Source organism: Herbaspirillum robiniae, from assembly GCF_002213415.1.
In the GTDB taxonomy this organism is placed as follows: domain Bacteria; phylum Pseudomonadota; class Gammaproteobacteria; order Burkholderiales; family Burkholderiaceae_D; genus Herbaspirillum; species Herbaspirillum robiniae.
In genome coordinates this window covers 109203-127219 of the sequence record NZ_NJGU01000004.1, presented here as the reverse complement: position 1 = coordinate 127219, position 18017 = coordinate 109203, and the positions used below count along the sequence as shown (strand labels likewise).

General features: G+C 61.7%; 16 protein-coding genes. 2 read left to right on the top strand and 14 right to left on the bottom strand.

What is annotated here, in order from left to right; genetic code table 11:
- Positions 1–106: 106 nt before the first annotated feature.
- Entirely contained in the window at positions 107–2818 is a 2712-nt protein-coding gene (gene acnA, locus CEJ42_RS07330; RefSeq protein WP_079214474.1) for an aconitate hydratase AcnA, read from the top strand.
- 193 nt (positions 2819–3011) lie between these two features.
- Positions 3012–4244, top strand: a complete 1233-nt coding sequence (locus tag CEJ42_RS07325; protein WP_088750497.1) for a DUF2863 family protein — start codon at positions 3012–3014, stop codon at positions 4242–4244.
- Between the two features lie 190 nt (positions 4245–4434).
- Here CEJ42_RS07325 and CEJ42_RS07320 read toward each other — a convergent pair whose 3' ends face one another.
- From CEJ42_RS07320 to CEJ42_RS07255, 14 genes are all read right to left on the bottom strand, one after another.
- Positions 4435–4941: a chemotaxis protein CheW gene (locus CEJ42_RS07320; protein WP_013234939.1), complete on the bottom strand. Its 507-nt coding sequence runs from the start codon at positions 4939–4941 to the stop codon at positions 4435–4437.
- A gap of 18 nt (positions 4942–4959) precedes the next feature.
- Positions 4960–7125, bottom strand: a complete 2166-nt coding sequence (gene cheA, locus CEJ42_RS07315) for a chemotaxis protein CheA (RefSeq protein ID WP_088750496.1) — start codon at positions 7123–7125, stop codon at positions 4960–4962.
- Between the two features lie 51 nt (positions 7126–7176).
- A complete protein-coding gene (locus tag CEJ42_RS07310) occupies positions 7177–7542 on the bottom strand; it encodes a response regulator (RefSeq protein WP_079214471.1) in 366 nt (121 codons plus the stop codon).
- A gap of 149 nt (positions 7543–7691) precedes the next feature.
- Complete coding sequence (locus tag CEJ42_RS07305; protein WP_079214470.1) at positions 7692–8246, bottom strand: chemotaxis protein; 555 nt, start codon at positions 8244–8246, stop codon at positions 7692–7694.
- A 40-nt stretch (positions 8247–8286) separates the two neighbouring features.
- Positions 8287–9225: a flagellar motor protein MotB gene (gene motB / locus CEJ42_RS07300; RefSeq protein WP_079214469.1), complete on the bottom strand. Its 939-nt coding sequence runs from the start codon at positions 9223–9225 to the stop codon at positions 8287–8289.
- Positions 9226–9288: 63 nt separating this feature from the next.
- The gene (motA, locus tag CEJ42_RS07295) at positions 9289–10149 is read right to left on the bottom strand and encodes a flagellar motor stator protein MotA (RefSeq protein WP_079214468.1); all 861 of its coding nucleotides are present in this window, start codon (positions 10147–10149) and stop codon (positions 9289–9291) included.
- Between the two features lie 188 nt (positions 10150–10337).
- On the bottom strand, positions 10338–11132 hold the full coding sequence (locus CEJ42_RS07290) for a class I SAM-dependent methyltransferase (RefSeq protein ID WP_079214467.1): 795 nt from the start codon (positions 11130–11132) through the stop codon (positions 10338–10340).
- A 64-nt stretch (positions 11133–11196) separates the two neighbouring features.
- A complete protein-coding gene (flhC, locus tag CEJ42_RS07285; RefSeq protein WP_079214466.1) occupies positions 11197–11796 on the bottom strand; it encodes a flagellar transcriptional regulator FlhC in 600 nt (199 codons plus the stop codon).
- Between the two features lie 172 nt (positions 11797–11968).
- Positions 11969–12286: a flagellar transcriptional regulator FlhD gene (flhD, locus tag CEJ42_RS07280; protein ID WP_017451773.1), complete on the bottom strand. Its 318-nt coding sequence runs from the start codon at positions 12284–12286 to the stop codon at positions 11969–11971.
- Positions 12287–12882: 596 nt separating this feature from the next.
- Entirely contained in the window at positions 12883–14052 is a 1170-nt protein-coding gene (locus CEJ42_RS07275; RefSeq protein WP_079214465.1) for a cystathionine beta-lyase, read from the bottom strand.
- Between the two features lie 217 nt (positions 14053–14269).
- On the bottom strand, positions 14270–14656 hold the full coding sequence (locus CEJ42_RS07270) for a hypothetical protein (protein WP_088750495.1): 387 nt from the start codon (positions 14654–14656) through the stop codon (positions 14270–14272).
- Positions 14656–16032: a 30S ribosomal protein S12 methylthiotransferase RimO gene (rimO, locus tag CEJ42_RS07265; protein ID WP_079214463.1), complete on the bottom strand. Its 1377-nt coding sequence runs from the start codon at positions 16030–16032 to the stop codon at positions 14656–14658. The genes CEJ42_RS07270 and rimO overlap by 1 nt, the downstream gene beginning before the upstream one ends.
- A 287-nt stretch (positions 16033–16319) precedes the next feature.
- On the bottom strand, positions 16320–16877 hold the full coding sequence (gene phaR / locus CEJ42_RS07260; protein WP_079214462.1) for a polyhydroxyalkanoate synthesis repressor PhaR: 558 nt from the start codon (positions 16875–16877) through the stop codon (positions 16320–16322).
- 356 nt (positions 16878–17233) lie between these two features.
- A complete protein-coding gene (locus tag CEJ42_RS07255; protein ID WP_079214461.1) occupies positions 17234–17974 on the bottom strand; it encodes a 3-ketoacyl-ACP reductase in 741 nt (246 codons plus the stop codon).
- Positions 17975–18017: the final 43 nt, after the last annotated feature.

Sequence of the window (18017 nt, the reverse complement as noted above, 5' to 3'; positions counted from 1 at the left end):
GACGGACAGAGCAGAATCAGGCAGCACCCAGCAGTTTGACCATTGCAACGCAAACCGGATTCGACTAGCTAACATCACTAATTGCCATACCTAAGGAGAAGAGGCCATGTCTCGCAACACATTGAACACCCTAAAGGAATTCAAGATTTCCGGTTCCAAGAAAGGCAAGTTCTACTCCCTGCCCGCGCTGCAAAAATCGCTGGGTGTGAACGTCTCGCGCCTGCCGGTTTCCATCCGCATCGTGCTGGAATCGGTCCTGCGTAACTGCGACGGCCAGAAGGTCACCGAAGAGCACGTCAAGCAGCTGGCCAACTGGGGCGCCAAGGCTGCCCGCGTCGACGAGATCCCGTTCGTGGTCGCCCGCGTGGTGCTGCAGGACTTCACCGGCGTGCCGCTGCTGGCCGACCTGGCCGCCATGCGCAACGTCGCCAGCAAGCTGGGCAAGAACCCCAAGAACATCGAACCGCTGGTCCCCGTGGACCTGGTGGTCGACCACTCGGTGCAGATCGACCACTTCCGCGAGAAGAAGGCGCTGGACCTGAACATGAAGCTGGAATTCCAGCGCAACAACGAGCGCTACCAGTTCATGAAGTGGGGCATGCAGGCATTCGACACCTTCGGCGTCGTGCCCCCGGGCTTCGGCATCGTCCACCAGGTGAACCTGGAATACCTGGCGCGCGGCGTGCACAACAAGACCGGCGTGTACTACCCTGACACCCTGGTGGGCACCGACTCCCACACCACCATGATCAACGGCATCGGCGTGGTCGGCTGGGGCGTGGGCGGCATCGAGGCGGAAGCCGGCATGCTGGGCCAGCCGGTCTACTTCCTGACCCCGGACGTGGTCGGCGTGAACCTGACCGGCGCGCTGCGCGAAGGCGTCACCGCCACCGACCTGGTGCTGACCATCACCGAACTGCTGCGCAAGACCAAGGTCGTGGGCAAGTTCGTCGAATTCTTCGGCGAAGGCACCGAATCGCTGTCGCTGACCGACCGCGCCACCATTGCCAACATGGCGCCGGAATACGGCGCCACCATGGGCTTCTTCCCGGTTGACGACGCCACCATCGAGTACTTCAAGGGCACCGGCCGCACCAAGGCCGAGATCGACGCCTTCGAAGCCTACTTCAAGGCACAGGAACTGTACGGCGTGCCCAAGGCAGGCCAGATCGACTACACCCAGGAAGTCTCGCTGGACCTGGGCTCGGTCGCCCCGTCGCTGGCCGGTCCGAAGCGTCCGCAAGACCGTATCGAAATCGGCAACGTCAAGTCGACCTTCTCCGACCTGTTCACCAAGCCGACCGCAGAAAACGGCTTCAACAAGAAGGCCGAAGACCTGCCTGCGGCCTACAAGAACGCCGACGGCGTGGACGTGCACAACGGCGACGTGCTGATCGCCGCCATCACCTCGTGCACCAACACCTCCAACCCGAGCGTGCTGCTGGCCGCCGGCCTGCTGGCCAAGAAGGCGGTGGAAGCCGGCCTGAAGGTCGCACCGCACATCAAGACGTCGCTGGCCCCCGGCTCGCGCGTGGTGACCAAGTACCTGGAAGCCGCCGGCCTGCTGCCGTACCTGGAAAAGCTGGGCTTCGGCGTGACCGCTTACGGTTGCACCACCTGCATCGGCAACGCTGGCGACCTGACCCCGGCCATGAACGAAGCCATCGTCAAGAACGACGTGGTGGCCGCGGCCGTCCTCTCGGGCAACCGTAACTTCGAAGCGCGTATCCACCCGAACATCCGCGCCAACTTCCTGGCATCGCCCCCGCTGGTGGTGGCATACGCCATCGCCGGCAACGTCACCCGCGACCTGATGACCGAACCGGTCGGCAAGGGCAAGGGTGGCAAGGACATCTTCCTGGGCGACATCTGGCCGACCTCGCAAGAGATCGAAAAGCTGCTTAAGTTCGCGATGAACGCCAAGACCTTCAAGGACAACTACGCTGACGTGAAGGGTGCCCCGGGCAAGCTGTGGGAAGCCATCAAGGGCGTGGCCAAGGGCGAGGTCTACAACTGGCCGGGTTCCACCTACATCGCCGAGCCGCCGTTCTTCGAGAACTTCACCGAAGAGCCGAAGATCACCTCGGCCGGCATCACCGGCGCCCGCGCGCTGGGCGTGTTCGGCGACTCGATCACCACCGACCACATCTCCCCGGCCGGTTCGATCAAGGAATCCAGCCCGGCCGGCAAGTGGCTGCAAGCCAACGGCGTGCTGAAGGCGGACTTCAACTCCTACGGCTCGCGCCGCGGCAACCACGAGATCATGATGCGCGGCACCTTCGCCAACGTGCGCATCAAGAACCTGATGATCCCGGCCAAGCCGGACGGTTCGCGCGTGGAAGGCGGCATCACCCTGCACCAGCCGACCGGTGAAGAAATGTCGATCTACGACGCAGCGATGAAGTACGTCGCCGCAGAAACCCCGACCATGGTGTTCGGCGGCGAAGAGTACGGCACCGGCTCCTCGCGCGACTGGGCGGCCAAGGGCACCCAGCTGCTGGGTGTGAAGGCCGTGATCGCCCGTTCGTTCGAGCGCATCCACCGCTCCAACCTGGTCGGCATGGGCGTGCTGCCCCTGCAGTTCAAGGGCAGCGACAGCGTGCAGTCGCTGGGCATCACCGGCGACGAAACCTTCGACCTGAAGGGCCTGGACGGCGAAATCAAGCCGCAACAGGACGCCACCCTGGTGATCCACCGCAAGAACGGCGAGACCAAGGAAGTCAAGGTCCTGCTGCGTATCGACACCCCGATCGAGGTGGACTACTACAAGCATGGCGGCATCCTGCCGTTCGTGCTGCGTCAACTGCTGGCAGCCTAAGCAGCGACGTCACGGCGATGCCTGCGGGCGTCGCCGGCAATGAAAAACGCCGGATTCGTCCGGCGTTTTTTTATTGCTCTTTCACCCGGCGCTTGCGGCCCGATCGCCGTGTCCGGGCAGCTTCGCCTTATCGGGCCGGATTTGCTGCCAAATCATCTACAATACAAAGTTTCGTTCCTACAGAATCCCATCCATGCGTCGTCCCGCCAAACGTTCTTCTTCCAAGCTCTCTTCCGACAGCCAGCATCTGGTCACCTTCGCGCAAGCCATCGCGCAGGCCTCCAGCCGGCTCGAGGAACGGGCCTGGCTCAAGCCGCTGGACGCCCTGCTCAACAAGCTGCTGCGCACCGGCCACCAGCCCCTGATCGACGCCGCCCTGGACCATCTCTTCAAGGCCGACCTGGACGCCTACGACATCCTGATCGAGGCGGTCGAAGCCGGCAGCGAATCGACCACGCTGGAGATCGACGGCGGTGAATACGACGTCCAGCTGCTGGTGCTGCCGGTGATGGCCTGGACCCGCTTTGCCATCGGCTCCGGCGCCATCGCCGGCGACATGCAAGCGGCCATCGCCGCCCACCTGCACGCCCACGTGCTGGCCAAGGACACCAAACTGGCGCTGGCGCCTTCGCTGTTCGCCATCGAGCAGCTGCCGCGCTACCACACCGACGTCTTCGCGCTGACCCGCCAGATGGGCCAGGCGGCGCTGAAGAACACGCCGGTGCAGCTGCGCGGCGACCAGCAGCCCACCGCAGCCTTCCTGGCCGACACCCGCTATGTGATCGCCGCCGTGGTAGTGCCCGCCGGCAGCGCCCTGTTCCACTGGCAGGAAAGCGAGCAGCAGAGCCATTTCTCCACCAACAAGACGGCCGCCTTCGACGCCTGGAAGCAGCAGGTCACCCCGCTCTTCACGCGCATCCTGCCGGGCTGCAACGTCGAACTGCTGCTGCCCCAGGCGTATTACTTCGGCTGCCGCGAAGCCGACAAGCGCATTCGCCCCGCCTCCATCCGCGCGGCGGACTATTTCCTGACCCAGACGCTGGACATCTCCTCCTCGGAGCTGCACGCCAGCATCGGCGGCTTCTCGGAAGACATCAACGGCCAGGTCGACGAGTACCGCATCGGTTTTTCCATCGGCGGCGACCCGACCGTGGTCTACGGCACGGTCTGGCCGCTGTACGAGCAGGAAAGCGGCGAGGACATCACGTTGATGCCCACCGTCCCCGGCGTGCCCGCCAATCCGCTGCAGGAGATCCTGGGCGTGCTGCGGGAGTCCGGCATCGTGCACATCAAGCACCATGAGGAGCGCTTCACGATGGAGTTCTGCGACGACTGCGGCGCCCCGCTGTTCCCGGACCGGGAGGGCGAACTGGTGCATGCCGAGATGCCGGAAGACACGCCGCCTGCGGCCGGACACTTCCACTGATGCCCGCCGCCCGGCGCGCAGCTCACCTGCCGCCGGCGCAATAAAAAAGGCATCTGCCGTATGACGGCAGATGCCTTTTCCTTTTCTGTATCGGGCGCATGTCGTGACACGCCCTTTTTCCCGAATAAGGCTGGCGCCTCATCCGGCCTTCGTCTCCTCCGAATCCGGAAGTGCCGGGGCCGGTCGCCTCTTAGGCTGCCAGCTTTTCGATCAGGCCCATCTCGGCGCTCGACATCAGCTTGTCGATGTCGACCAGGATCAGCATGCGCTGTTCCAGGGTACCCAGGCCGATCAGGTAGTCGGAGTCGAAGGTGGTGCCCATTTCCGGGGCCGGCTTGATCTGTTCCTGGGTCAGGGTGATCACGTCGGACACGCTGTCGACCACCATGCCGACCACGCGGCCGCCGATGTTCAGGATGATCACGACCGTGAACTGGTCATAGGTCGGCTCGCCCAGCTGGAACTTGATGCGCATGTCCACGATCGGCACGATGATGCCGCGCAGGTTCACCACGCCCTTGATGAAGTCGGGCGAGTTGGCGATGCGGGTCACGGCTTCGTAGCCGCGGATTTCCTGAACCTTCAGAATATCGATGCCGTATTCTTCCTTGCCCAGGGTGAAGGCGAGAAATTCATTCCCGTTGCTGTCGGTCTTTTCGCCGAAGCCGGAAAGATTCTTGGATGCAGTGTCAGACATGTTGAGGCCCTTTAAAAATCAGGAAAATACAGATTCGTCATTCAGTTGGCGGCTGGAACGCAGCAAGGCTGCCACATCGACAATCAGGGCAACGCCGCCGTCACCCAGAATGGTAGCACCTGAAATGCCGGCTACCTTGCGATAATTCGATTCAAGATTCTTGACGACAATTTGTTGTTGTCCGATCAAGTCGTCCACAAACAGCGCCGCCTTCTTGCCGTCCGATTCGAGAATCACCACCAGTCCCTGGGACGGGTCGGTGAACGAAGGGACGATGTTGAAAATCTGATAAAGCGGTATCAACGGCAGGTATTCCCCGCGAACGCGCAGCACTTGGCCCTGCCCGCTGATTTCCTTGATATCTTGCGCCAACGGCTGCAAAGATTCAACTACATATCCCAGCGGCAATATATAAACTTCCTCGCCGATGCGGATGGACATGCCGTCCAGGATCGCCAGCGTCAGCGGCAGCGAGATCGAAATCGTGGTGCCGAAGCCCTTGCTGGAGCGGATATCCACCGCGCCGCCCATGGCCAGAATGTTGCGTTTGACCACATCCATGCCCACGCCGCGGCCGGACACGTCGGTCACCTGTTCGGCCGTCGAGAAACCGGGCTCAAAGATGAGCTGCCAGACGTCGGCGTCGGTAATGTTGTCGGATACCGGCATGCCCTGCGACTTGGCCTTGGCCAGGATCTTGTCGCGGTTCAAGCCGCCGCCGTCGTCGGTGACCTCGATGATGATGTTGCCGCCCTGGTGCTCGGCCGACAACGACAGCGTGCCCGCCTCGCTCTTGCCGGCTTCGCGGCGGGCGTCGGGCAGTTCGATGCCGTGGTCGATGCTGTTGCGCACCAGGTGCGTCAGCGGGTCGACGATGCGTTCGATCAGGCCCTTGTCCAGTTCGGTGGCGGCGCCGTGGGTGACGAACTCCACCTGCTTGCCCAGCTTGTGCGCCAGGTCGCGCACCATGCGCGGAAAGCGGGAGAACACGTAGTCCATCGGCATCATGCGGATCGACATGACCGATTCCTGCAGGTCGCGCGTGTTGCGGCTCAACTGGCTCACGCTGTTGAGCAGGTGCTCATGCTGCATCGGGTCGAGCTTGCCGACGCGCTGCTCGATCATGGCCTGGGTGATCACCAGCTCGCCGACCAGGTTGATCAGCTGGTCGACCTTTTCCACGCTGACGCGGATGGAAGAGGACTCGTGACCCGCGGCAGCCGCGCCGCCCGCCTTGGCGGCCTTTTTCTCGGTGGTGGCCTGCTCGGTGACCGGCAGCGGCGCCTCGTCCGGATGCTGGTGCTCGCTCTCGGCCTCCGCCTTCCTGGCGGTGATGTCCAGCGGCACGAAGGGGGCGAAGAAGCCGTAGCCCTGCTCGCGCTCCTTGTCTTCGATGGCGGTGTGGCTGTCGAAGAAGCCGTAGCCCTGCGCCTTCTCGCGCTCTTCCTGGGTCGTGAAATTGTCGAAGAAGCCGTAACCCTGTTCCTCTTCCTTGGAACGGACGGGGTCGACGGCCTGCGAAATCTTGAGGTCGGCCACGTTGACGATGAAGGCGCAGATGGCGACCACGTCATCGATCGGTTCGGCCGTGTCGAGAATGAACACCCAGCGCCCTTCCGGCGACTTGGACTTCTCGATCTTGCCCAGCATGGCCAGCTCGTCGGCCAGCGCTTCAGCATCCTTGTCGGTGATGACCGGCATCTCGATGCGGTAGCGGCGCACGCCGCCCGGGCCGACCATCGCACCGGCCGGCTGCGCGCCGGCGGGCGCCGCGGCCTTGGCGGGCGCGGAGCTCTTGCCTTCGGACAGCGACTGCAGCAGCATGCGCACGTCGCCGACCGCATCCTGGTCCACTTCAGCGCCGTGCTTGTGGCCGTCGAGCATGGACTTGAGCACGTCCTTGGCGGCCAGGAAGGCATCCACATGTTCGCCCGTCAGGGCCATCTGACCCTGGCGGATACGGTCCAGCAGCGACTCCAGCACGTGCGTGACGCCGGCGATGTCGCTCAAACCGAAGGTCGAAGAACCGCCCTTGATCGAATGGGCGGCGCGGAAAATCGCGTTCAGATCCTCAGGATCCGGCGACGCCACATTGACGGCCAACAGCAGCTTTTCCATCTCGGCGAGCCCTTCCTCGGCCTCGTCGAAAAAGACCTGGAAAAACTGGCTCATATCAATGCTCATGCCTGGGCTCCGTCATGAATGCGGTACGTGTCGTTATTATTCTTGCTGGAGTCAGCCAATCACTTTCTTGACGACTTCGGTCAGGCGCTGCGGGTCGAAGGGCTTGACCAGCCAACCGTTGGCGCCCGCGGCCTTGCCCTTGGCCTTCATTTCGTCGCTGAACTCGGTGGTCAGCATCAGGATGGGCACGCGCGCATAGCTGGTCAGTTCGCGCAGCGAACGGATCAGCGTCAGGCCATCCATGCGCGGCATGTTCTGGTCGGTCAGCACCAGGTCGAAAGTCTGCACCTTGGCTTTTTCAAGCGCATCCACCCCGTCCACCGCTTCGGTGACGCTGTAACCCGCAGCCTTCAGACTGAATACCACCATCTGACGCAGAGATCCGGAATCATCTACTGCGAGAATCGTTTTGGACATTGTTACTCCCTGTTTCTTCAAAAGGCATCTATCGAGATACCGAATTATGCCGCAGCATTGCCGTCAACCGCAGAGCTTCGGGCAGGCGGGATGACCTAGTTCAACCTTGCCCCACTCCGTCGGCCTGCAACTGCATGCCGTCCCCTCCATCAGAACAACTCGATATCGCCGCTTTCCATCCGGGTCTGGCGCACCGCTTTCCACAGGCCGTTGTCCAACACGGTCAGGCGTTCTTCGATGGATTTCACCGTACTGGCCAGGAGTGCTTCGAGTTCGACATCGCTCTGGTCCTGTTCAGGCACAATCTCGAAACTGTTGGCGCTCAGCACGCCCAGCGCCTCGCGCAGACCGATCACGCGGCGCACGATACGCTCCAGCAGCTGGCTGGTCATGTCTTGGAATTGCAGGCCGGTCACCGCCGCATTGACATACTGGCTGACCTGGTTCTGGGTTTCCTTGAGCTTGGCGATGCTGTCGGCATTGAGTTCTTCATGCCCGTTCATCAGCGCTTCGAGGATGTCCTGCTGGGTCTGCACCGAGCGGTGCAGGTCCATGAAACTGGTGCCCAGCTTGCCGATGGCTTCGCCCAGCAGGATGTTGGTCTGGACCAGGTCCGACTCCACTTCCGTCAACTGGCGACTGCCGCCGCTTGCCGTGTCGAGCAGCAAACGCTTCAACTCATGCAGCATTGTCTTGGTCGGCATATCCGGCTCTCTTCCCCTGGTCAGTTAAAACACTTCGGCATCAATTCTTGGCCGGAGCGCTCAGGCCCTGCTGCACATCGTCATCGCTGGCGTCGGTGGGCACATTGAGCGAACCGCTGTCCTTCTCCACCAGCTCCTCGGCCTTCTTGTTCATCACGATGATGCTGATACGGCGGTTGATGGGGTTGAACGGGTCTTCCTTGTCCAGCAGCACGGCGGACGACAGGCCCACCACGCGCAGCACCTTGGATTCATCCATGCCGCCCAGGATCAGCTCGCGGCGCGAGGCGTTGGCGCGGTCGGCGGACAGTTCCCAGTTGCTGTAGCCCTTCTCGCCGCTCGAATACGGCGTGGCGTCGGTGTGGCCGGACAGGCTGATCTTGTTGGGCACGTCGTTCAAGGTCTTGCCGATCTCGTGCAGGATGTCCTTGGTATAGGGCTGCAGCTGCGCGCTGGCCAGCGAGAACATCGGACGGTTCTTCTCGTCCACGATCTGGATGCGCAGGCCTTCGGAGGTGATGTCGATGAGCAGCTGGTTCTTGAACTGCTTGAGCGTCGGATTGGAGTCGATCGCCTTTTCGATGCGCGACTTGAGGTCTTCCAGGCGGGCGCGTTCGGCGCGCTCCAGCTCCTGCTGGGCCTGCTTGAGCGTCTGCTTGCGGGTGACCACTTCGTTCTCGCCCTTGCGCAGCTGGCCGTCCTGACGGGTCAGGTCCTTGCCGCCGCCGGGGATCACGGTGTTGGCGTCGCCGCTGCCGGAACCGCCGGCCATGGCGACTTTCAGGGGGGTCTTGAAGTATTCGGCGATGCCGTTGAGGTCGCCCTTGGCGGTCGAGCCCAGCAGCCACATCAGCAGGAAGAACGCCATCATCGCGGTCACGAAGTCGGCGTATGCGATCTTCCAGGCGCCGCCGTGGTGACCGCCGCCGCCCTTCTTGATCCGTTTTACGATAATGGGACGTAGCCCTTCGTCGGCCATGTCTCTACTCCTGCTTCAATACTGGTGGTTGCGGTTCGAATCGGTATGCGTCACCGGCTCGGCTTACTTGCTCTTGGCCTGCTTGACGTGCTCTTCCAGTTCCAGGAAGGTCGGACGTTCGGTCGAGAACAGGACCTTGCGGCCGAATTCGATCGAGAGCGCCGGAGCGTAGCCGTTCAAGCTCGCCAGCAAGGTGACCTTGACGCATTGGTAAATCTTGGTCGATTCGTGCAACTTCTGTTCCAGCAGGCTGGACAGCGGGCCCACGAAACCGTAGGCCAGCAGAATACCCAGGAAGGTACCCACCAGCGCGTGCGCAATCAGCATACCCAGTTCGGAAGGAGGAATGCCCACCGATTCCATGGTGTGCACCACGCCCATCACCGCGGCCACGATACCGAACGCCGGCATGCCGTCGCCCAGCTTGGCGATGCAATGCACCGGGATCTCGCCTTCGTGGTGGTGGGTCTCGATTTCGTTGTCCATCAGGTTTTCGATCTGGAACGCATCCATGTTGCCCGACACCATCAGGCGCAGGTAGTCGGTCATGAATTCGATCAGGTGATGGTCGGCCAGCACGCCGGGGTACTTGCTGAAGATCGGGCTGTTCTCGGGCTCTTCGATGTCGCCTTCGATCGACATCAGGCCTTCCTTACGGGACTTGGTAAGGATTTCGAACAGCAGCGACATCAGCTCCATGTAGAGCGCCTTGGTGTAGGTCGATCCCTTGAGCACCGTAGGCAGCGCCTTCATGGTCGCCTTGATGGCCTTGTTATTGTTGCCGACCAGGAAAGCGCCAAGCGCGGCGCCACCGATCATCAGCAGTTCGAGCGGCTGCATCAGCGCCGCCAGGTGGCCCCCAGACATCACGAACCCGCCGAAGACGGATCCGCAGACCACTAAATATCCAATAATGACTAACAAGTGCCTACTCCCGTCCCAGTGGCGTTGAGTGTATTTTCACGTTCGTCAGATTACATGTATTCCAATCAAGCAAATGAGGGAATACATATCCGAAAAACGTCCTTCCTTTTCGATTTACGGCTGAATTTGCGCAAACTTAATACGTTGCGTATCGCCGGCGTATCGCGGCCCCCATTTGCCGCCCTGGCTCACATGCGCCAGCCGTGCAGCACCGGGCCGCCCCCCTCGGGCTGGACCACCACGTCCGGCGGCGCGCCGGGGATGTGAAATTCATAACTGAGCAACAGCGAACCCGGGCGCATCTCCGCCCTGGCCTTCTGCCACAGCGCCACCATCGCCGCCGGCGACAGATAGGCGAACACCACGTCGTAGTCGGCAAAATCGAGCAGCAGGTAGTCCCCGCGCACGAAGCGGCAGTGGTTGCCGGCCAGGGCCGCGCGCGCGCGGCTGACCAGCCAAGGCAGCGGCGCGATCTCGATGCCGGTGAATTCGCTCTCCGGACGGCGCCTGGAGAGGTTCAGCACCGCGCCGCCCAGGCCGCTGCCGATATCCATGAAGCGCACCGGCCGCCCTTGCGGCAGCAGCTCCGCCACCGCGTTCCAGGCCGGCAGGCCGGACGGGTAGAACGGCACCTGGCTGCGGAAGGTGGACCAGAACAAGACCAGCATGAACAGGAATACGGCCAGGAACAGCCAGGGAGGCAGCTGCAGCCGGCCCACGCCCAGCGCCGCAGCCGGGAACACCAGCAGGATGAACCACCACCACGCGGCCATGCGGCGCAGGCGGGCCAGCAGCGCGGCGATCACGCCGTGCAGCAGGGACGTCTGGAGCGGGGAGAAAGGAGAAAGGCCGGCGCGCTGGGCGAGCACGTCCACCACATTGGCGGCCACGAGGCCGATGAAGAAAAGGAACAGCGCCTGGATCGCCGGAGCCTGCAGCAGTGGCCTGCGGCGGGCTCCGGTGTCGTTCTGGTCTTCAGACATCTATGCAACCGGCCTCATGCGGGTCCATGCTCGGCGCCTGCTGCAAAAGCGTACAAGACGATCCTCAGGCCACAGCGGCCAGCGGCGCCGAGGCGGCCACCGGCAGCATCGCAGGCTCGTGCATCGGCACCACCACGGCATCCTTGGCCTTCTTGGTCTTGCCGGCGCGCGAGGGCATGTGGCACAGGCCGCACAGGTAATCCTGATGCAGGTCCAGGCGGTGCACGACGAAGTGGCCGCTGCACTTGCAGCAGGGCGTGGTCATCAGCATCTTGCTTTCGAAGAAGCGCACCAGGGTCCAGGCGCGGGTCAGCGACAGCACCGGCTCGCCCGAATCGGTCTGGCCGACCTGCTCCAGATAGAGCTTGTAGGCCTTCATGACCGCTTCGATGCCGCTGATGCGGGCATGCTCGATCAGGTACTTGTGGATGTTGATGAACAGCGAAGAATGAATGTTCGGCTGCCAGGTGATGAACCAGTCCGTCGAGAACGGCAGCATGCCCTTCGGCGGCGAAACGCCCTTCAACTCCTTGTACAGCTTCAGCAGCCGCTCGCGCGACAGCGAAGTTTCGGACTCCAGCAACTGGAGGCGTGCCCCCAGATTGATCAGCTCTATGGCCAACTGAATTTCCTGCGCCTCTGTCACAACGCTTTTCTTAGCCATGTTACTACCCCCGATGATTTCGTAATGACTCTTGCCTGACCCCATCCCGCCATCCACCTGTAGGCGGGAATCAGGCTTCAAACTTCCAAGACCAACTTATGTAGTGCTCAACGTCTTCCCCTCCGGCGCGTTGACTGCGTACTGCAACGCCGGTCCTGCTCGTCTTGTTGTTTTACGAAATTTGTTCGCTGGGCTGACAAGCCATCAGTATGGCCGCATGCGACTGGGCCAGGCTTTTGTCCTTGTTGTAGTTCGTCAGCATGCCGAGAATGGCGCCGTCGTCGAAACGAAAGCGCGTCAGCATCATATTGGTGGCGGCCAGCTTCATGATCTGCGCGTTGGAGAGACCTTCGATCAGGTCGGCGATTTCCGCGCTGATGCCGAGACGGAAAATCGCGGTCGGCTTGTCGGATCGGATCATCTGCTGCGCCAGCATGAGATAGCTCAGGTTGGCATCGCGGATTTCCGCCATCATGTCGTTGGTATTCATTTGCACCCCGCCTCAATAGGAAACTACTTACAGTCAGTTACATTTACTTGACTGCAAGCCAATTCTGAGGGGGGGGCGAAAGGCGGGAAATTAGACTTGATCGGTATTTTTCGTCAGAGACGACACCGAGTCATTTGTAGGTTTTTGTCTTACAAAATCTCAATTTTATTTCAAAAAAATTAAGAAATAAAAAAACAAAGGCAGGCGGGGAAAGACTTTCGAGGTCGAAATCAAATTTTCGCTAAAAAAAATTTCCGCTGCGAAACCCCTCGGAAAAATTATCTTTTCCTCAATAAACGCAGATGTAAATTATCCGCATAACTTGCCCCGATGTTGCTGCCGGACGACTAGCTCATCCGCAAACCGCATCAAGGCCCGCAGCCAGCAATGTAGTTCTTTGCTGAAAACGGGGACGGAAACTTGCATCTTTTTACAAACGCTTACACCGTTTGCGCAACAGGATCATGACAACTGCAATTGTAGAGCAGGCAAGCCTGGGCCAAAGCGGCAAAGAAGAGGCAACATTTCCTTCAATTCAATTGCAGACAAGAAAATTGCGGAATTTCTCGCGCCTCCTTCGCCACCACACCCTTCCATCACATGCGGGCAAGCGCCTGCTCGATATCGCGTATCAGGTCCTCAGGTGACTCCAGGCCGACGTTGAAGCGCACCAGCTGCCCTTCCCTCATCCACTGCCTGCGCATGCCGCGCATGCGGTAAGGCACGCACAGGCTGTGCGCGCCGCCCCAGCTGTAGCCGATCTTGAACAGCTGCAGGCTGTCGACGAATCGGTCGGTCTGTTCTTCGCTGAAGCGAGCATCGAAGATCACCGAGAACAAACCGCCGGCTCCGGTGAAATCGCGCTTCCAGAATTCATGTCCGGGACAGTCCTCGAACGCCGGATGCAGCACCGCCGCGATCTCCGGGCGCCCCTTGAGCCAGGCCGCGAGCTTGCGCGCCCCCGCATCGTGCGCATCGAAGCGCAGCCGCATCGACGACAGGCTGCGCAGCACCAGGTAGACGTCATCCATGCCGACGCCGAATCCCAGGCGCATGTGCGCCAGTTCCAGCTGTTCGTTGAGCGCCTGCTCGCGCACGATCACCGCGCCCATCAGCACGTCCGAACCGCCGGACTGGTACTTGGTGACCGCCTGCATGACGATGTCCACGCCATGCTCGAACGCCTTGAACGCCAAGCCCGCGGCCCAGGTATTGTCGATCGCCACCAGCACGTTCTTGTCGTGCGCCGCGCGGCAGATGGCCGGGATGTCCGGCACTTCCATCGACACCGACCCCGGCGCCTCGGTCCAGATCAGGCGGGTATTGGGCTCGATCAGGTCGGCGATGCCGGCGCCGATCATCGGGTCATAGAAGCGCGCCGTGATATTGAAGTCGCGCTGCAGCCACTGCCCCAGGTCCTTGCTGGGACCGTAGACGTTGTCGGGCAACAGCACATCGTCGCCGGTCTTGAGGAAGGCGAAGTTGACCATGGCGATCGCCGCCAGTCCGCTGGGCGTGACGCGGCAATAAGTGCCGCCCTCGATCTCGGCCAGGCGCGCTTCCAGCACGAAGCTGGTCGGCGTGCCGTGCAGGCCGTAGGTATAGCCCAGCTTCTCGCGCCAGTCGCGCGAGCGCATCGCTTCGACATTGGGAAACAGCACGGTGGAAGCATGATGGATCCCGACCGGAAAAGCCTCGAAACCATCGGGGGCGCGATAGGCGCTGTGGACCAGGGAAGTCTGCGGGGTATTCTTTTGTTCTGACACGAATCTGCCTCTGAAGACGTAGGACCGGCAAGGGCACCGCGCGCGATATGCGCCGATGCCGCCGCCGCGAAAAAACATCACTATACGCGCACAGCAATGCCCGCGCAGCGTTCAGTTGAGAGGGGAAAATGAAAAACGGCGACCGGGAGGTCGCCGCTTCTGCAGCCGTTTCTGCAGCCGCGTCTGGCATCGATGCGCGCCGGGCGCAGGAAGTCGCTCAGGGGATCTGCAGAGAAAACGGCTTGGTCACCGAACCGTCGGCGCTGGACCAGGTTCCGGTAATGGCATTGCCCTGGCGATGTCCTTCCCACTGGCCCGACACATCCCGGCCGTTGACCGATTCTTCCATCACCAGGTCGTCGCCTTCGACCTCGCCCGCCACCAGGATGTCGGGCGAACCACCGAAGAAGAAATAACGGCCTTCCAGCCCGTCTTCATTCTTTTTCGGCTGCAGCGTCAGCTGGATCGTGCGACCGTCAATGTCCCCGCGCAGCACCATGGCGCGCGTCATCAGCTCCTGCTGCAGGGTGGCGGCCGATGCGGCATGCAGGGCCAGCAACAGCGGCGCGGCTGCCAGCGCGCGCCGGATCAGCACGGACGACATCACTCGGCGGCGCCCCACAGGTCGTGGGCGTCGGCGGCGGTGATGCGCACGTCGACGAACTGGCCGACCGCCAGTTTGCGGTGCGGCTCGAACGGCGGCTTGACGTAGACCACGCCGTCGATTTCGGGCGCGTCCGAGTAGGTGCGGCCGACGCCGCCGTTACGGTCGACGTCATCGATCAGCACGCGCAGCGTCTTTCCGACCTTGGCCTGCAGGCGCTTCTTGGAAATCTCTTCCTGCAGCTGCATCACGCGCGCGCGGCGCTCTTCGCGCACTTCTTCCGGCACCGGGTTGTCGATGCTGTTGGCGGTGGCGCCCTCGACCGGCGAATAGGCGAAGCAACCCAGGCGGTCGATCTCGGCTTCCTTCAGGAAGTCCAGCAGGTATTCGAACTCCGCTTCGGTCTCGCCCGGGAAACCGGCGATGAAGGTGGAGCGGATGGTCAGGTCCGGGCACATCGCGCGCCAGGCCTGGATGCGCTCGATGTTCTTCTCGCCGCTGGCCGGGCGCTTCATGCGCTTCAGCACATCGGGATGGGCGTGCTGCAGCGGCACGTCCAGGTACGGCAGCACCAGGCCTTCGGCCATCATCGGGATGATCTGGTCGACGTGCGGGTACGGATAGACGTAATGCAGGCGCACCCATGCGCCGTACTGCTTGGCCAGTTCGCCCAGCGCGCCCACCAGTTGGGTCATGTGGGTCTTGACCGGCTTGCCGTTCCAGAAGCCGGTGCGGAACTTGACGTCCACGCCGTAGGCGCTGGTGTCCTGCGAGATCACCAGCAGCTCCTTGACGCCGGCCTTGAACAGGTTTTCGGCTTCCAGCATGACGTCGGCGATCGGGCGCGACACCAGGTCGCCGCGCATGGACGGGATGATGCAGAAGCTGCAGCGATGGTTGCAGCCTTCGGAGATCTTCAGATAGGCGAAATGCTTGGGCGTGAGCTTCACGCCCTGGGGCGGCACCAGGTCGATGAACGGCTCGTGCGGCTTGGGCAAGTGCTTGTGCACGGCCTGCATCACCTCGCCCACCGCGTGCGGGCCGGTCACTTCCAGCACCTTGGGATGGATCTTCTGGATGATGTCGTCGCCGTCGGCGTCCTTCTTGGCGCCCAGGCAGCCGGTCACGATGACCTTGCCGTTCTCGTTCAAGGCTTCGCCGATGGCGTCCAGCGACTCCTGAACCGCGGCGTCGATGAAGCCGCAGGTATTGACGATCACCAGGTCGGCGCCGTCATAGGACTTGGCGGTGTCGTAACCTTCGGCGCGCAGCTGGGTCAGGATCTGCTCGGAATCGACCAGCGCCTTGGGGCAGCCGAGGGAAACGAAACCGACCTTGGGCAGGGCCGGGGTATTGGGAGAGGAGGCGTTGGACATGGCGGACTGGCTGAAGAAACTGGCTGGAATCGAAAAAAGCTTTAAAAATCAGGGCGCTATTGTACATCGTACCGGCCAGCAGCCGCCAATTGATGCCATCTTCCGCCCTCATTGTGCTGCCGCGCGACAAGCGCATCCGGTCGGTGGCCGGTTTTTCGCGAATGGGTCCCGATCAGGCTGCGGCCTGCGCGCCGGCGGGAGATGCCGGAAGCGCGTCAAAAATCGCGTCAAAAAAAATGCCATCCGGCAAATACCGGATGGCATTTTTCATCCACCGTATCGGAAGATTACTTCTTCTGGTCGGGCGGATTGCCGAACGGGAAGGTGCCGAACATGTTCTTGGTCTGGCTTTGCATCTGCTCCTGCATCTGGATGAACAGGTTCTTGCTCTGCTCGATGTAGTTGCTCATCATGCCCTGCATCATCGGGCCCTGGACGTTCATGAACTGGGTCCACATCTCCGGGCTGAAGGGCTTGCCTTCGTAGAAGCCCTTGGAGTTTTCGGCCAGCTTGTTCTGGATGTCGATGAAGGTCTGGATGTTCTTCTCGAGGTAGTTGCCCATCATGCCCTGCATCGCATGGCCGTAGTAGCGGATGATCTGCGACAGCGCGCCGCTGGAGAACATCGGCACGCCGTGCGACTCTTCTTCCAGGATGATCTGCAGCAGGATGCTGCGGGTCAGGTCGTCGCCGCTCTTGGCGTCGACCACGGTGAATTCCTCGTTATCCAGCACCAGCTGCTTGACGTCGGTCAAGGTGATGTAGGAACTGGTCTGGGTATCGTAAAGACGGCGATTGGGGTATTTCTTGATCAGGCGATCGGCCGAATTTTTTGCATTGGTCATCTGAAGTCCAGTCTCTCTTTTTCAGCCGTTGTGCCGGCTATTGTTTGCAGCGATTGCGGGCCGCTTCAGTTACCGCTCCCAGCCCGCAGGCGTCCGGGACATTGGATTGTCCTCTTCCTCACTTCTTTTGCTCATGCTTTTTGCTGCTTGCACGCCCGTCGTTCCGGCGCGATGCCGCTCCGCTTTTGCAGGGCAGCATGCCGGACATTATAGGGGGGAAAGAGTGGTAGCGGGCAAGCCATTATTGCAATGCGGGGAATGAACCCTCGCAAAAAATGCTGCAGCACGAACCCTGGTTTCCCGCTGCAGCATTTTTTGCTGCGGCCCGGCCATCCGGCCCGGCCGCAGCGACTTCATCAGCCCATGTACAGGCCGCCGTTGAGCGAGAAGTCGGAGCCGGTCGCGTAACCGCCTTCGCTGGAGGCGATCCAGGCGACGATGGAGGCGATTTCCTCCGGCTCGCCCAGGCGCTTGACGGGGATCCCGGAGACGATCTTCTCCAGCACTTCCGGACGAATCGAGCGCACCATGTCGGTACCGACGTAGCCCGGCGAGACGGTGTTGACGGTGACGCCCTTGGTCGCCACTTCCTGCGCCAGCGCCATCGTAAAGCCGTGGATGCCGGCCTTGGCGGTGGAGTAGTTGGTCTGGCCGAACTGGCCCTTCTGGCCGTTCACCGACGAGATGTTGATGACGCGCCCGAAACCGCGCTCGACCATGCCGTCGATGACCTGCTTGGTCACGTTGAACAGCGAGTTCAGGTTGGTGTCGATCACCGCATCCCAGTCGGCCTTGCTCATCTTGCGGAACTGGCCGTCGCGGGTGATGCCGGCGTTGTTGACTAGGATGTCGACTTCACCGATTTCCGCGCGCACCTTCTCGAAAGCAGCCTTGGTGGACTCCCAGTCGGAGACGTTGCCTTCGGACGCGTGGATGTCGAAACCCTGCTCGCGCATGGTCGCCAGCCATTTGTCCTTGCGCGCCGAATTCGGGCCGCACCCGGCCACCACGGTGTAGCCGTCCTTGCACAGACGCGTGCAGATGGCGGTTCCGATACCACCCATGCCGCCTGTCACATATGCGATACGCTTGCTCATTGTCATGCCTCCTAGTGTGGATGGTAGTTGAGCGTTTGACGCT

Bases quoted from the DNA above. Each gene is read 5' to 3' on its own strand.
- motB (WP_079214469.1), bottom strand. From the start codon at position 9,225: ATGGCCGACGAAGGGCTACGTCCCATTATCGTAAAACGGATCAAGAAG.
- acnA (WP_079214474.1), top strand. From the start codon at position 107: ATGTCTCGCAACACATTGAACACCCTAAAGGAATTCAAGATTTCCGGT.
- CEJ42_RS07310 (WP_079214471.1), bottom strand. From the start codon at position 7,542: ATGTCCAAAACGATTCTCGCAGTAGATGATTCCGGATCTCTGCGTCAG.
- CEJ42_RS07305 (WP_079214470.1), bottom strand. From the start codon at position 8,246: ATGCCGACCAAGACAATGCTGCATGAGTTGAAGCGTTTGCTGCTCGAC.
- rimO (WP_079214463.1), bottom strand. From the start codon at position 16,032: ATGTCCAACGCCTCCTCTCCCAATACCCCGGCCCTGCCCAAGGTCGGT.
- CEJ42_RS07325 (WP_088750497.1), top strand. From the start codon at position 3,012: ATGCGTCGTCCCGCCAAACGTTCTTCTTCCAAGCTCTCTTCCGACAGC.
- CEJ42_RS07270 (WP_088750495.1), bottom strand. From the start codon at position 14,656: ATGTCGTCCGTGCTGATCCGGCGCGCGCTGGCAGCCGCGCCGCTGTTG.
- CEJ42_RS07290 (WP_079214467.1), bottom strand. From the start codon at position 11,132: ATGTCTGAAGACCAGAACGACACCGGAGCCCGCCGCAGGCCACTGCTG.
- flhC (WP_079214466.1), bottom strand. From the start codon at position 11,796: ATGGCTAAGAAAAGCGTTGTGACAGAGGCGCAGGAAATTCAGTTGGCC.
- CEJ42_RS07255 (WP_079214461.1), bottom strand. From the start codon at position 17,974: ATGAGCAAGCGTATCGCATATGTGACAGGCGGCATGGGTGGTATCGGA.
- flhD (WP_017451773.1), bottom strand. From the start codon at position 12,286: ATGAATACCAACGACATGATGGCGGAAATCCGCGATGCCAACCTGAGC.
- CEJ42_RS07320 (WP_013234939.1), bottom strand. From the start codon at position 4,941: ATGTCTGACACTGCATCCAAGAATCTTTCCGGCTTCGGCGAAAAGACC.
- cheA (WP_088750496.1), bottom strand. From the start codon at position 7,125: ATGAGCATTGATATGAGCCAGTTTTTCCAGGTCTTTTTCGACGAGGCC.
- phaR (WP_079214462.1), bottom strand. From the start codon at position 16,877: ATGACCAATGCAAAAAATTCGGCCGATCGCCTGATCAAGAAATACCCC.